Raw genomic sequence first — 14522 nt, 5'->3', positions numbered from 1 at the left:
ATGGTTTCGCGTATTTTGAGGTATTTTCCGTGCTCCGCAGCTGGAATCCCCACGCTGGCCAGCATCCGGATAAGGGTGCTTTCGCGAGGAATCTGGCGCCCTGCGAGGTAGCCCGCCAAGGAAGTGTCGGATATCCCTAAGTGCCTGGCCTGGGCGTCCTGGGTGGACTTTCCCGTCATCTCGGCCAGCTCTTTGATGACACGCAGGAGCTCGCCGTCGTCGTCCGGCATCCCGTCTCTTCCCATTTCCCGTTGGCTCGACGAAGCGGGGTGAGGCGGATGCCATTCTTCCGGATATCACGCGCTCATTCGAGATAAATCATCCGAAAGGAGATTTGGCGAAGACCTCCAGGTCGCCGTATCCGGCGAGCAGGGCCGGGAGGTCGCCGCGGGCGTCCCGGAGGGTGGCGTCCAGGAAGGCGCCCGTGATCTGGGCGGTGAGGTGTGGGCCGGTGGTGCCGACCAGGCCGGGGAGGGGCGGCAGGTACAGCGGGGCGTCGGTGAAGGTGAGATGCGCCGTGTCCGGGACCTTCAGGAGGTAGCCGGCGGCGGTGCTGAGGCGGAGCACGCGGGCGAGCCGGTCGAGATACTCGCGTTCCTGTCCGGGGGTGATTTCGTGCGTGACCGCGAGCACCGGCCGGTGGAACGGTCGTGGGGCGGGGTCCCGGGGGAAACCGTCCAGGTCGACGGCGGCGGTGAATCGGGTGTCCTGCCGGACGGCGAGCAGCGCCGCCGCCCCGCCGAGCGAGTGCCCGGTGGCGGCGGCCCGGCGGGTGTCGAGCCGCCCGGCCAGTGGCTTCGGGGCCGCACCGCGATCCAGACGCGTCAGGACGAAGCTCAGGTCGGCGGCCCTGGTGGCGGTCCACCGGGCGGCCCGCCGTTCGTCCTCGGCCGCGTCACCGGTGGCCGCCACCTTCGTGCGGACGGCCCGGCCGTCCCCCATGACGACCACGGCGGAGTCGTACGGATGGTCGAGCGCCGCCACGACGTACCCGCGAGCGGCCAGTTCCTCGGCCCAGGCGGTGTTCTGCGTGCGCACGCCGCCCAGCCCCGGCGAGAAGAGCACCACCGGGAAGCGGGCCGCGCCCTGGGCCGCCGGGGCGTCGTACACCGAACGGGTGCGAGCGCGGACGGGCCCGTCGAGCACGAAGCCCGGTGCGCCCAGGTAGCCCGCGACGCCCTGCGCGACGACGCGGGCCTCCTCCGGCGTACGGCCGAGGTACCAGGCCCGCTCGGTGGCCGGCAGGCTCTCGGCCGCCGGGTACCAGAACTGCACGACGACCGTCCGCCGATCGTCGCGGCGCGCCGTGGCGGTCTCCTCACGGTCGGGGTCCGCCCATTCCACGACGGTGGTGCCGGTGGCGTAGGGGCCGGATGGGGCGGGGAACACCGGCACGGGCAACGCCCATGCCGTCCCCGCACCCGCCAGCACGAGCAGCAGGCCCGTCACCGACCCCACGATCGTCCGTAGCCGCCGTCGCCGCTGCCGCTGCCGCTTCGGCAAGGCGAACGCCAGGCCGATCGCTCCTCCGGCGAGCACGGGCAGCCACTGCCAGCGGATGCCCATGACGATGAGCGCCACGGCGGCCGGAACGAAGACCGCCCCCGCGCCGAGCACGACGGGGCGCCGCACGCCGTACGGGAGCCACGGCCCGATGATCAGCAGCACGGCGGCCACCAGCACGACGACTTCCACGGGATTCAGCCCAAAGGCCACCACAGCCATGCGCCCATCGTGCCGACCCGCCCAATCCAGAACATCATTCTCAAGACCGGCCCGCCCCTGCCACCCTGGTATGACCCGCCCGCCGTCCTACGACCAGCGACGGTCGGCGTCCTCAGCCGTCTCCGTAGCGGGCCGCGATCGCGGTGGCGCGGTCGCGCAGGGAGTCGCGCAACCACTGTGGGGACAAGGCCTCCGCGCCCGTGCCGAGCTGCCACAGTGCCCATACGGCGTGTCTCGGATCCTGGAAGGTCACCTCAAGCCGGAGCCGGCCGTCCGCGTCGGCTTCTTCCGTGCGGACGGTCAGCGCGGTGGCCACCAGTTCCTCCCGCCGCGCCGGGTTCAGCCGGAGCAGCACGGTGACCTGGTCGCCGCCGGTCCGGAAGCGCGTGCTGCGTTCCTGCCAGGCCGCGTCCAGATCGACGCGGTCGGGGCGCTGCGCGGGTTCGGCGAGCTCCTCGGCGGCCGAGATCCGGGACAGCCGGTAGGTGCGGTCCTCGCCGGACCTCGTGGCCAGCAGGTAGCCCCGGTCGCGCACGGTGACCAGGCCGATCGGGTCCACCGTGCGCCATTCCGCGGCCTGGCCGGTGGCCGCGTAGTGGATGCGCAGCCTGCGCCCGGCGAGCACCGCGCGCAGGACCTCCGCCATCACGGTGTCGGGCGCCTCCTCGGCGGCCAGGCGGCGCGAGAGCAGGTCGGTCTCCGGGTCGATGAGCAGTCGCTCGGCCGCGCCGGCCGCGGTGTCCCGATAGCTCTCTGGCAGCGCGTCGACCACCTTGAGCATCGCCGAAGCGAGCGCCGAGCCGAGGCCGAACGCCTGCGCGCCGCGCCGTGATCCGGCGACCAGCAGGGCAAGGGCCTCGTCGTGGTTCAGTCCGGTCAGTTCGGTACGGAAACCGGGTAGCAGCGCGAAACCGCCGTGCCGGCCGCGTTCGGCGTAGACCGGGACACCGGACGCGGACAGCGCCTCGATGTCGCGTAGCACGGTACGGGTGGACACCTCCAGCTCGCGGGCCAGCGCGGCCGCGGACAGCCGGCCGTGCTGCCGCAGCAGCAGGACCAGCGAGACCAACCGGTCGGCGCGCATACGAAAACGCTACTTGAATACACGACACAGGATGTCGTGATTTGCCGGGAGGCTAGAACCGCGTCCAAGGAGCCGGTGGCCACCGGGCCGATGGACGCACGTGATTCCGACGAACCGAATGGAGCCGATATGACAGTGCAGCGAACCGCGGTCAACCCGTGGCCGTGGTCGATGGAGCTGGGCTACAACCAGGGTGAGATCGTCTCCGGGCACACCCGGACCCTGTACTGCGCCGGGCAGACCGCGATGAGCGGTGACGGCAAGCCCCTGCATGCCGACGACATGGCGGCGCAACTGGCGCTGAGCCTCGACAACCTGGAGGCCGTGCTCGGCGAGGGCGGCATGTCGCTCGCGAACCTCGTCCGGCTCAACGTCTACACCACCGACGTCGATCGGCTCTTCGAGCACTACGGCGTGCTGGCGTCGCGGCTGGGCGCGGCCGGGGTGGCGCCGGCCACCACGATGCTCGGCGTGACGCGGCTGGCGCTCCCCGGCCTGATGGTCGAGCTTGAGGGGACCGCCGTCGCGTGACGCCGCCGGGAAGGTCGCCGGTGTCGTCATGTCGGCCTTCGGTGAGGATGAATCCGCGCGGTGGCGGTGTTGAGCTACGCGGCATGATCCGTAGGCGGCGAAGGGATGGACGCGATGCCTCTTGAGGGCGAGTACGAGGCGAGTCCGGCACAGTGGGTGCGCGAGCAGGTCGAGCTCTACGAGACCTCGGGCGGCACGCAGGGGACGACGCTCTGGGACACGGGAATGCCCGTCGTCATCGTCACGACGCGCGGGGCGAAGAGCGGCAAGCTCCGGAAGGTCCCGCTGATGCGCGTGGAGCACGAGGGGCGCTACGCGGCCGTGGCCTCGAAGGGCGGCTTCCCGAGCCACCCGGTCTGGTACTTCAACCTCAAGGCCGATCCGCACGTGGAACTCCAGGACGGGCCGGTACGCCAGGACATGACCGCCCGTGAGATCACCGGAGACGAGCGGGCGGCGTGGTGGCAGCGCGCGGTCGCCGCGTTTCCGCCGTATGCCGAATACCAGGAGAAGACCGATCGGGTGATCCCGGTCTTCGTGCTGGAGCCGGCGACCGGGAACTGATCGGCTACCGGCGGCCTGATTACAGGCCGCCGTGTAGCCATTTCGGTTACCGAACAAACGAAAACGCCCTCCGGGATAATCCCGGAGGGCGTTTCCTCTGGTAGCGGGGGCAGGATTTGAACCTGCGACCTCTGGGTTATGAGCCCAGCGAGCTACCGAACTGCTCCACCCCGCGTCCCGCTGCGGTGTTTTTCACTCCGCGTTGCGTTGTGTCTAAAGACTATCCGGGACTTGGGGTGGACGCAAATCAGTTGGCTCAGGAGCTGGGCGCGGCGGATGTGGTGCTGGTCGTGGTCGGTGTCGGCGCGGGAGTCGGGGCCGATGAGCCCGTGGGGCTCGGAGCCGGCGTGGGGGCGACGTCCGCGGGACGGGCCGACTGGAGGCGGTTCAGGGCGTCCTGGAGACGCTGCTGGGCCGCTCCGTACTCCACCCAGTTGGGCGGGTTGGCGGACAGGGCCTTCCGCGCGTCGTCGTAGGCCTTGCGGGCCTCGTCGATGGCGGAGTTGAGCTGGCCCGTCTTGCTGGTCTCCGCGGGCTGCTGCTGCTGATTGTTCGGCTTCTGCAGGTTGGCGCCTTCGAAGACCTGTTCAAGGGCGCCTTCGAGGGTGTCGTGCGAGCCGACCTTGTTGCCGTAGGAGACCAGGACGCGCCGCAGGATCGGGTACGGCTCCTGGCCGGACGCGGCCGCGGTCTGGACGTAGACGGGCTCGATGTAGACCAGGCCGTCGGCGAAGGGCAGGGTGAGCAGGTTGCCGTAGCGGATCTGCGCGTTGCCCAGGCCGAGCAGGTTGAGCTCGCCGGAGAACTTGTTGGTGAAGTTGTTCTGCACCTGTCCGGGACCGGGGATGGTCGTGTTGGACGGCATGCGCAGGATCCGCAGCTTGCCGTACCCCCGACCGGCCGTCGCGTCCACGGCCATGAAGGCCGCCAGGTTGGGCCCCTGGCGGGGCACGAACGTGGTCGTCAGCGAGAAGGACGACGCCTGGGTGCCGGGCATCTTGACCGACAGGTAGTACGGCGGCTGCTTGACGTCGCCCTCGCGCAGGGACGGGTCGTTGGGGACGTTCCAGAAGTCCTGGCCGCCGTAGAAGGCCCCGGCGTCCTCGATGTGGTAGCGGGCCAGAACGTCGCGCTGCACCTTGAAGAGGTCTTCCGGGTAGCGCAGGTGCGAGGTCAGGTCCTTGCTCATCGCGCTGACCGGCTTGAGGATGCCGGGGAAGGTCCGGCTCCAGGTCTTCAGCAGCGGGTCATTCGAGTCCCAGGCGTAGAGGTTGACCGTGCCGTCGTAGGCGTCGACGGTGGCCTTCACCGAGTTGCGCATGTAGTTGATCTGGTCGCGCGGCTGCTGGGCGATGGCCCCGGTGTTGGTGGCGGTGTCGCGCACCATGTCGCCGAAGCTGCGGCTCTGGGAGTAGGGATAGTCGTTGGAGAGGGTGTAGGCGTCGACGATCCACTGGACGCGTCCGTCGACGACCGCCGGGTAGGCGTTCGCGTCCATCTGGAGGAAGGGCGCGACCTTGGCGATGCGCTCACGCGGGTTGCGGACGTAGAGGATCTGCGACTTGTCGTTGATGTCGCCGGAGAGCAGCATGTTGATCTCGCTGTACTTCGCGGCGTAGAGCATCCGGTTGAAGAACGACCCGATCGGGACACCACCCTTGCCCTGGTAGGTGGTGTTCTCCTGGCCGGTGCCGCCGCTCTCCGGGTAGTCGAGCTCCTGCCGGTTCTTCGACGGGTCGCCACCGGCGATCACGTATTCGGTGTCGGAGCTCTCACCGAAGTAGATCCGGGGTTCCTTGAGCCCGGTGCGGTCGACCAGCGGGCCGGTCACCGGCATGTCCTTGGCCTCGAAGGCGGGCAGGCCCTCGGAGTCGACCTCGTTGCCGGGCGCGGCGACCAGGCCGTAGCCGTGGGTGTAGACGAGGTGCCGGTTGATCCAGTTGTCCTGCTCCGGCGGCGGCCCGAGCAGCTCTCGCACGCCCACGACGGTGTCGCGGATCTTGCCGGAGGCGTCGGGGTAGCGATCGACGTCGAGCTGGTCGGGGAAGTCGTAGAAGCCACGGATGCGCTGGCGCTGCTGATAGGTCTTGGACACCAGGTTGGGGTCGAGCAGGCGGACACCGGAGATCGAGGAGTCGGCGTTGAAGTCGACCTTGCTCGGATCGCCCTGCGCGTTGTAGCCGATGACCTCGCTGTCATCGACTCCGTAGGCCGTTCGGGTGGCCTCGATGTTGCGCTTGATGAACTCCGCCTCGCGGGCCTGCTGGTTGGGCCTGACCTGGAACTGCTCGACCAGGGCCGGGTAGACCCCGCCGATCAGCACCGCCGAGAGCACGAGCAGGCCGAAGGCCACGCCGGGCAGCATGCCGCCCTGGCGCACCACTCCCGCGAAGAAGAGCGCGGCGCAGATGAGCGCGATGATGGCCAGGATGGTCTTGGCCGGAAGCACCGCGTTGACGTCGGTGTAGGAGGCGCCGTGGACGAACCCGCGGTCGGAGAAGACCAGGCCGTAGCGGTCGACCCAGTAGGCGACCGCCTTGAGCAGCACGAAGATGCCGACCAGCACGGACAGGTGGGCGCGGGCCGCGCGGGAGGCGTGCACGCCCGGCGACTGCAGGCGGAAGCCGCCGTACAGGTAGTGGACGATCGCCGCCATCACGGCGGAGATCACCACGGCGGTGAACAGGAACGTCAGCACCATCCGCAGGAACGGAAAGGTGAACATGAAGAACGAGACGTCCATGCCGAACTGCGGGTCTCGCTGCCCGAAGGACGCACCGTTGATGTACTGGAGCCAGGTCTTCCACTGCCCGGCCATCGTCGATCCGGCGAACAGCGCGAGCACCGCCATGCCGACCAGGAAGATCAGCTTGCGGTGCGGATCGACGGCCATGCGGTACCGGTCGGCTCCGCTCGACCCTCCGAACATCGACGGCCCGAACATCGGGCGCATCCGGAAGGCCAGCATCATGTTGCCGCCCACGACGCCCACCATGAGCAGGGCGCCGACCACGAACATCAGCACCTGGGTCAGCAACACGTTGGAGAACACCGATGTGTACCCCGTGGAGTCGTACCACAGGAAGTCGGTGTAAATACCGGAGAAAAGGAAGAACACCGCCACGATCGCGACGATCGCGATCACGACGGGCAGCAGAAGGCGCGGCCGACGGGGCAGGCGCACCGCCCTGCCGGCTCCGGGGGTCCGGAAGCTCAAGGCCAACCCCTTGTCGTCAAATGCAACGGTCCGTGTCTGGCAACCTACACCGGAGGGGCCGTGTGCGCGGTGTGCCGCTCGGGCACGGTCCGGGCACAGAGCCCCGCCACATGGCCCAACGCACCGACCTCGCCATGAGTGCCCGTGACGAGCGCGAAGCGGGGCCCGCAAAAAACCGTACGGCATGCGACCGAGCGCTAGCGTTCCGGAATCGGCTCCTGTGGAAAACCGGGGCGCGATCAACCCTGCCTGGCCTGGCCTGTGGAAAACGTAAAAACTTCGTCCGTTTCCTGGGCATCCGCCGGTTGGGCGCTCAGTTCGCCGAACAGGGCGGCGGCGTGCCGTTCCCGGTGCGCAGCATGTCGAGCGCGTCAACCGCGTTCTTGAGGGTCTCCACCCGCACCAGCCGAAGACCCGACGGAACGGCCTTCACCGCCTCACCGCAGTTCTCGGCGGGGGTGAGGAAGACGGTCGCGCCGGTCTTGCGGGCGCCCACCATCTTCTGCGAGATGCCCCCGATGGGGCCGACACGGCCCTCGGGAGTGATCGTGCCGGTGCCGGCGATGGACTTGCCGCCGGTGAGCGGGCCGGGGGTGAGCTTGTCGACGATGCCGAGGGAGAACATCAGCCCGGCGCTGGGGCCGCCCACGTCGCCGACGTTGATCGAGACCTTGAACGGGAACTTGAACTTGGACTGCATGACCACGCCGACCATCGGCTTGCCGTCGATGCCCTTGACCGTGGTCAGCGGGACCGAGACCTTCTGGCCGTCACGGCTGACGGAGAACACGACCTCGTCGCCGGGCTTGCGCGCCCGGACCGTCGCGGCGACCTTCTCGACGTCGCCCGCGGGCTTGTCGTCCACGTTCACGATCTCGTCGCCGGGCTTCAGCTTGCCGTCGGCGGGCTTGGCCTTCTCCGTGGACAGCACCCCCACGACCGACGAGTAGGGGATCTTCAACTGGGTCAGGGCGGCGGCCGTGGCGTCGTCCTGGGAGTTCGTCATGTCCTGGACGTTCTGTTCCTCGACCTGCTCGGCCGTACTGGTCTTCGGGAAGATCGTCTCCTCCGGCACCACGGCGATCGTGGGATCGATCCAGCCGCGGAGCGCGGTGAGCAGGTCGATGCGGGTGCCGGGCCCGCCCTGGTAGGCCACGGTGACCAGGCTGAGCCGGCCCGTCGTGGGGTAGGTCTCGCGCCCGTCGATCGAGATCACCGGCTTGCCCTTGACCTGGCCGATGGTGTCTTCAGTGGGCCCCGGGCTTAGGACCACGTACGGCACCGGCAGCAGGGCACCCGCCACGCCGAGCATCAGCGTGAGCATGGCCGCCACCATCAAGGTCAGCGAGCGTCGGGACATGAACGCAGCCTATGCGCTGAAACGTCGCGTCATTCGCAGGCGCCGACCCACTCGGTCGTGCCGTCGGCGAACACCTGATGCTTCCAGATCGGCACCTCGCCCTTGAGATCGTCGATCAGCCGGCGCGACGCCAGGAACGCCTCCTGGCGATGCGCGCACGCCACAGCCACGATCACGGCGGTGTCGCCGAGCGCGAGGTCGCCGATCCGGTGCACCGCGGCCAGCGCGGTGACCGGGAAATCGGCGGCGACCTTCTCGGCGACCCGCCGCAGTTCGGCCTCCGCCGACGGGTGCGCCGAATACGAAAGCTTGACCACGGGTTTCCCGTGGTCGTGGTCGCGGACCGTGCCGACGAAGATCGTGGTGCCGCCGGCGGTCACATCGCCGACGACGGCCAGTACCTCGTCGACCGACAACGCGCCGTCGCGAATACCCAGCAACCGGATGGCTTCCACGACCTGAGCCTACAACCGTCTCCTGCGCCTGGCCCTGCGCACGATCGCCGCCGTGCCGATCACGGCCACGGTCGCGCCCGCGGCGGTGATCGTGGCGTCCTTGCCGGACAGGCGGCGGCCGACCACGGCGTGTCTGCCCTCGCGCAGCTCCAGCAGCCGTTCCAGAGCCGCCTCGTTGGTCCACGTGGGCTTCCAGCCGGCCGCGCGCAGGGAGGTGCAGTCGGCCACCCACGGGTAGACCACGTAATGCAGGTCCGTCGCGGGCGCGGGAGTCACTCCGAGGCGGTGCAGGCGCTGGGCGGTGCCGAAGGTGAGCCCGGCGGGCAGCTCGAACCGGCGCAGGCCGGAGATCTCCTCGACCTGCTCCTGTTCCAGCCATCCGTCCGAGCCCACGGCGAGGGTGCCGCTCACCGTGCCGAGCGCGGCCAGTTCCAGAGCCGTCACCAGGTCGTCGATGTGGCAGAACTGCCAGCGCGGCGCGCAGCCCTTCACGGTGAGCAGCCGGGGGGCCTCGAAGTGCCGGGTGACCACGGTGTCGATGCCGGGGCCGACCACGGCCGCCGGCCGTACCACGGTCACCTCCAGGCCGGGGTGACTGCGCAGGGAGCGGCGCACCAGCGCCTCGATCTCCAGGTAGTCGCCGACGATCCCGGTGTCGGGTTCGGCGGTCACCGGGGAGTCCTCCGGCAGGGGCACGGGGTTGTCGGGGGCGGCGCCGTACACCATCGCGCTGGTCACCACGACGACCCGGCGCACCCGTGCGGCGGCGCTGGCCGTCAAGACGGTCTGGGCCGCGCGCAGGTTGTAGGCGCGCCGTTCGGCGGGGTCGGCGTCGAGGGCGTAGTCGGCGGCCAAGTGGACGAGGACGTCGATGTCGGAGAGCCGGTTCGCCAGAAGCGGATCCCGGACGTCGATCACCCTCCACGTGACATCTGACACATCGCCGCGCTGTTCGTCAATGGCCACGACCCTGCGGAAATCCGCAGACGAGGCCACGTGGGCGAGGAATGCCCTGCCCAGTCCGGCGGCCGCGCCGGTGACGGCTATGACCGGTGACCGGTGGCGTTTCGAGGTAGGCACCAGGTCCTCACTTTGCACTGATCCGCCCCTCGACGGATAACGTGGCGGTTGTGGACTCCTCCATCCTGCATGAGGTAGACCGGTGACTGACCTGCCAGGTCGTGAAAACGACCCAAACGACAACCCGTTCGCCATGTTCGGTGACCCGGAGCAGATCGCCGCGGCGATGCGCCAGTTCGCCGACATGCTCTCCGCACCGCCGAGCTCAGGCCCAGTCAACTGGGACATGGCCAAGAACATAGCCCGACACGCCGTAGTCGCCGAAGGTGACCCGAGCGTCATGGAGGGTGAGCGCCGACAGATCGTGGAGGCGCTCAACCTCGCCGACCTCTGGCTCAACGAGGCGACCACCCTGCCGAGCGGGGTCGACGCGCCGGCGGCGTGGAGCCGATCCGAGTGGATCGAAAAGACCGTTCCGGTCTGGCGAAAGCTCTGCGACCCGATCGCCGCGCGCATGGTCGAGACCATGGGCGGCACCCTCGGCTCGGCCGGGCTGCCCGCTGAGGCGCAGTCCATGGCCGGTCCGCTGATGGGCATGCTGAAGCAGATGGGCGGCATGATGGTCGGCAGCCAGATCGGGCAGGCCCTCGGGTCACTCGCCCGTGAGGTGGTCGGCTCCACCGACATCGGGCTGCCGCTGTCCGGCACCGCCGCGCTGCTGCCCGGCGGGATCGCCTCCTTCAGTGACGGCCTTGAGCTGCCCTCCGACGAGATCCGCCTCTACCTGGCGCTGCGTGAGGCCGCCCACCAGCGGCTGTTCCACCACGTGCCCTGGCTGCGGGCGCACCTGCTCGGCGCGGTCGAGGAGTACGCCAGGGGCATCACGCTCGACGCATCGGCGCTGGAAGAGCAGCTCCGCGGCCTCGACGTCAGCAACCCCGAGCAGCTCCAGCAGGCGCTGAGCGGCGGCGCGCTGCTGAAGCCCGAGGAGACCGAGCGTCAGAAGGCCGCCCTGGCGCGGCTGGAGACCACGCTCGCGCTCGTCGAGGGCTGGGTCGCGACCGTCGTCGACAAGGCGGCCGAGGGCAAGCTGCCGTCCGCGGCGGCGCTGGCCGAGACGGTACGGCGGCGCAGAGCCTCCGGCGGGCCCGCGGAGCGCACGTTCGGCACCCTGGTGGGTCTGGAACTGCGTCCGAGACGCCTGCGTGAGGCCGCCGCGCTGTGGAAGGCGCTGGAGGCCGCTCGCGGGCTCGACGGCCGCGACGCCGTGTGGGGTCACCCCGACCTGCTGCCGCACGCCGAGGACCTCGACGATCCCGACTCCTTCGTGAGCGGGGGCGCACGGTTCGACCTCTCCCTGCTGGACGCCTCCGGCGAGGGGCCCACGGAGAAGACCGACGGCGACACCAGCGGCGACACCAGCGGCGACGAGGACACTCCGGACGACAAGCGGTGACACTCCACGCCGACGCGCGGGCCGTGCTCTCCGCGTGGGTCGCGCCGAGCGACGAGGAGGAGTCGCTGCGCAAGGAGTTCCTGCGCCACCTGGAGTCCCACGACGACGCCATGTGGCGCGCTTGCGCGCCGGCGCACCTGACCGCCACCACGGCGGTCCTGTCGCACGACGGCGAGCTCGTGCTGCTCACGCTGCACCCCAAGGCCCGCAAGTGGCTGCCGATGGGGGGCCACTGCGAGCTCGGCGACGCCACGCTCGGCGACGCCGCGCTGCGCGAGGCCACCGAGGAGTCCGGCCTGCCCGGGCTGCGGCTCCTGCCCGGCCCGCTCGCTCTGGACCGCCACGAGGTCTGGTGTCACCCCCCGAGCAGTTTCCACCTCGACGTCGAGTACGGCGCGGTCGCCCCCGCCGGGATCGAGCCGGTGATCAGTGACGAGTCGCTCGACCTGCGCTGGTACCCGATCGACGAGATCCCCGAGCCGACCGACCACGCCACCCGCCGTCTCGCGCTGAGGGCCAGGGCGATCCTGCGGGGGTAGCGCTTTATCACCGCTTTCACACGTTCCAATTAGAGTTCGTATCGGGCGTCACCGGCACAGACGCGCGGATATCGGGTTCTCAACGTACGGGGCGGGAAACACGTGAACCTCACGGCCGAGGATGCCGGGCAACCGGTTGGTGGAGTGATCGTCACACCGCCGCGCCGGCGGTGGCGGTGGCGGGTGCCCAGGTCGCTGGCGTGGGTGGCCGTGACACCGTTCGCCGCGTGGGCGGTGGCACGGGTGGCGGGCCTGGAGCGAGGGTCGTTCGCCACCCAGCTCATGACGGCTACGCCGTTCGCGGCTGCGGGTTCGCTGGTCCCGGTGCTGCTGGCCGCGTTCTCCCGCAACCGGGTGGCCACGGCCGTGGCGCTGGTCACGGCCACCGCGCTCGGGCTGAGCGTGCTGCCGCGCGCCGTGGGGACGGCGAACGCGGCGCCCGGCGGGCGTCCGCTGAAGGTCCTGACGATCAACCTGCTGTTCGGGAAGGCCGACCCCGCAGCCGTGCTGGACCTGGTCAGGCGGCTTGACCCGGACGTGCTCAGCGCCCAGGAGCTCACCCCCGGAGCGGTCCAGGACTTCGACGCCGCCGGGCTGGACCGGCTGATGCCGTACCGGCATCTGGAGGCCGTCTGGAGTGCCGGCGGAGCTGGCATTTTCGCGAAATATCCCATGACGCCGGTCCGCGATCTGTTCCAGGCGATCGGTCATAACATGCCCGCCGCCGAGGTGGCCCTGCCCGGCGGGGCTCCGATCCAGGTGGTCAACGTCCATCCGTTCCCGCCGCTCGGCACGCAGGTCCAGGAGTGGACGGCGGCGCTGGACGCCCTGCCCCCGGCGGCCAAGGCGCCGGTGCGCGTCCTGGCGGGCGACTTCAACGCCAGCCTGGACCATGCGGCGCTGCGCCGTCTGCTGGCCCGTGGGTACGCGGACGCCGCCGACCGGGCCGGGCAGGGGCTGATCCCGACGTGGCCCGCCAACCGCGGCGTGCCGCCGATCATCACGATCGATCACGTGCTCGTGGACGAGCGGGCGGGGGTGCGCGCGGTGAGCGTCCATACCGTGCCGGGCACCGACCACCGCGCGGTGTTCGCCGAGCTGTACCTGCCGGCCGGCTGATCGCCCGCCGCCGGGGACGGCCTGTGAGGTCAGCCCGCGAGCAGGTCGCGGGTGTTCTCCCAGCCTTCCAGGCCGGGGTCGAGCAGGCTCAGGTCGGCGGGACTGCGCAGGCGGTGCCAGCCGGGCCCGGTGGCGACGGCCCGCCGTTCGGGCGCGTCGGCGCGCAGGTCTGTGACGATGTCCGGTGCGTCCAGCCCGGCGCGCGCCCACTCGGGGTACGGCAGGCGCGCCGCGAGCGCGACCGCCCCTCCCCCTTCGGCCGGGCATACCGACACCTGCGCCCGCCCGAGCGCCCGGAAGAGCTTGCCGATCAGCAGGGACGGCAGGTCGGGCGCGTCGGCGCTGATCAGCACCGCCTGCTCGGCGTCGGGCAGTGCCCGCGCCAGCCCCGCGAAGGCGGCGGCGACCAGTTCGGCCCCCGGCAGCTCGGGGACGGTGATCACCGGCGTGCCCGGCCAGGTGATCTCCTCGATGCCGGGGACGCTGGTCACGACGGCCGGTGTGACGAGTTCAAGCCCTGCGGCGACCTCGTAGGTGTCCTCCGCGACCGCGGTGCGGAACGCGGCGGGATCCACACCGGGAGGGACCGCGCTTCCCGCCGTCGAGGTGACCAGTACGGCCGCGATTCGCTGCACGCATGGCAGCGTAGCGCCGCCCGCCCGGGCTTTCGCCGTCAGTACTCCTCCGCCGAGCCCTGGGAGGCCACTGAGAAGCCCTCCAGGAAGCCGCGTGCGCGCTCTGCCTTGGGGTAACGCTCGACCAGTTCCCAGAACGCCGGCCCGTGACTGGGCACGAGCAGGTGGACCAGCTCGTGCATGATCACGTAGTCGACCACCCAGGACGGCATCCCGCGCAGCCGGGTGGAGATCCTGATGGTGGCGTGGTCGGGCGTGCACGATCCCCAGCGGTGGCGCTGGTTCTCCACCCAGCGCACGCTCACGGGGTCGGCCTTGCCGTCCAGGTAGCGCGCCGAGAGGTCCCGGGCCCGATCGAGCAGTTCGGCGTCGGAGGGACGCCTGCGCTGCTCTTTCGCGGCCAGGCGGTCGAGCATTCTGCGTACCCATTGTTCCTCGTCGGTACGGCTGAGCCCGGCTGGCAGCAAGACGATGGTCTTGTCGCCGTCACGGTATGCGGAGACGGTCCGACGGCGACGAGAACTTCGACGGACCTCGACTGTCTCGGGGGGCACATATGCACGGTAGCCGAGAGTTGGGAAATTCCAACAGGGGCAAGACCTGTTCTCGCTGGTCAGTCGCCGTTCGCTCAATGTTCAACCACACCAGAGGGCTATAGAGGGGACATTTCCCAATTCACGGGCTTAACAGCACCCCCAGCGGCCCGGGAAAGATCCATGCCGCCATGCGGGCGGACCTTGATCCATTTCATCGGCCGCCACCACGCTCGGTGATCACCGCAGGACAGACGGCATCGCGGGACGGTTCCCGGATCCAT

13 protein-coding genes and 1 tRNA gene are annotated in these 14522 nt (G+C 70.0%); 5 read left to right on the top strand and 9 right to left on the bottom strand.

The features are described 5' to 3' along the window. Positions 1-318 precede the first annotated feature (318 nt). Together P3X83_RS23385 and P3X83_RS23380 are read right to left on the bottom strand one after the other, a co-directional pair. Positions 319-1695, bottom strand: a complete 1377-nt coding sequence (locus P3X83_RS23385) for a hypothetical protein (RefSeq protein WP_277307314.1) — start codon at positions 1693-1695, stop codon at positions 319-321. Positions 1696-1837: 142 nt separating this feature from the next. Further along, on the bottom strand, positions 1838-2809 hold the full coding sequence (locus P3X83_RS23380; RefSeq protein ID WP_277307313.1) for a WYL domain-containing protein: 972 nt from the start codon (positions 2807-2809) through the stop codon (positions 1838-1840). A gap of 135 nt (positions 2810-2944) precedes the next feature. Between P3X83_RS23380 and P3X83_RS23375 the strand changes: the two genes are divergently transcribed. Further along, complete coding sequence (locus tag P3X83_RS23375; protein WP_277307392.1) at positions 2945-3340, top strand: RidA family protein; 396 nt, start codon at positions 2945-2947, stop codon at positions 3338-3340. A gap of 114 nt (positions 3341-3454) precedes the next feature. Further along, positions 3455-3904 (top strand): nitroreductase family deazaflavin-dependent oxidoreductase, encoded by a 450-nt coding sequence (locus P3X83_RS23370; RefSeq protein ID WP_277307391.1) that lies wholly within the window; start codon positions 3455-3457, stop codon positions 3902-3904. Positions 3905-4002: 98 nt separating this feature from the next. Here P3X83_RS23370 and P3X83_RS23365 read toward each other — a convergent pair. The 5 genes from P3X83_RS23365 to P3X83_RS23345 form a co-directional block, all read right to left on the bottom strand. Continuing rightward, positions 4003-4079, bottom strand: a tRNA-Met gene (locus tag P3X83_RS23365). A gap of 81 nt (positions 4080-4160) precedes the next feature. Then, positions 4161-7049, bottom strand: a complete 2889-nt coding sequence (locus tag P3X83_RS23360; protein WP_346742738.1) for a UPF0182 family protein — start codon at positions 7047-7049, stop codon at positions 4161-4163. A gap of 385 nt (positions 7050-7434) precedes the next feature. Further along, on the bottom strand, positions 7435-8481 hold the full coding sequence (locus P3X83_RS23355) for a PDZ domain-containing protein (protein WP_277307311.1): 1047 nt from the start codon (positions 8479-8481) through the stop codon (positions 7435-7437). A gap of 29 nt (positions 8482-8510) precedes the next feature. After that, entirely contained in the window at positions 8511-8936 is a 426-nt protein-coding gene (locus tag P3X83_RS23350) for a molybdenum cofactor biosynthesis protein MoaE (RefSeq protein WP_277307310.1), read from the bottom strand. A gap of 9 nt (positions 8937-8945) precedes the next feature. Further along, the gene (locus tag P3X83_RS23345; protein WP_277307390.1) at positions 8946-10019 is read right to left on the bottom strand and encodes an NAD-dependent epimerase/dehydratase family protein; all 1074 of its coding nucleotides are present in this window, start codon (positions 10017-10019) and stop codon (positions 8946-8948) included. A gap of 79 nt (positions 10020-10098) precedes the next feature. Here P3X83_RS23345 and P3X83_RS23340 point away from each other — a divergent pair, with 79 nt between their 5' ends. From P3X83_RS23340 to P3X83_RS23330, 3 genes are all read left to right on the top strand, one after another. Further along, the gene (locus P3X83_RS23340) at positions 10099-11412 is read left to right on the top strand and encodes a zinc-dependent metalloprotease (protein WP_277307309.1); all 1314 of its coding nucleotides are present in this window, start codon (positions 10099-10101) and stop codon (positions 11410-11412) included. Further along, positions 11409-11951: an NUDIX domain-containing protein gene (locus tag P3X83_RS23335; protein ID WP_277307308.1), complete on the top strand. Its 543-nt coding sequence runs from the start codon at positions 11409-11411 to the stop codon at positions 11949-11951. The genes P3X83_RS23340 and P3X83_RS23335 overlap by 4 nt, the downstream gene beginning before the upstream one ends. Before the next feature lie 204 nt (positions 11952-12155). After that, positions 12156-13070, top strand: coding sequence for an endonuclease/exonuclease/phosphatase family protein (locus P3X83_RS23330; RefSeq protein WP_277307307.1), 915 nt, complete (start codon positions 12156-12158; stop codon positions 13068-13070). Positions 13071-13099: 29 nt separating this feature from the next. On the opposite strand, the gene P3X83_RS23325 is transcribed toward P3X83_RS23330, so the two are convergent. Beyond that, on the bottom strand, positions 13100-13705 hold the full coding sequence (locus P3X83_RS23325; RefSeq protein ID WP_277307306.1) for a hypothetical protein: 606 nt from the start codon (positions 13703-13705) through the stop codon (positions 13100-13102). 38 nt (positions 13706-13743) lie between these two features. Next, complete coding sequence (locus P3X83_RS23320) at positions 13744-14259, bottom strand: M48 family metallopeptidase (RefSeq protein WP_277307305.1); 516 nt, start codon at positions 14257-14259, stop codon at positions 13744-13746. Between the last annotated feature and the right edge of the window lie 263 nt (positions 14260-14522).

This window comes from Spongiactinospora sp. TRM90649 (assembly GCF_029382225.1).
In the GTDB taxonomy this organism is placed as follows: Bacteria; Actinomycetota; Actinomycetes; order Streptosporangiales; family Streptosporangiaceae; genus Spongiactinospora.
Note: the sequence above shows the minus strand (reverse complement) of the source record. Positions and strands in the feature narration are given on the sequence as shown.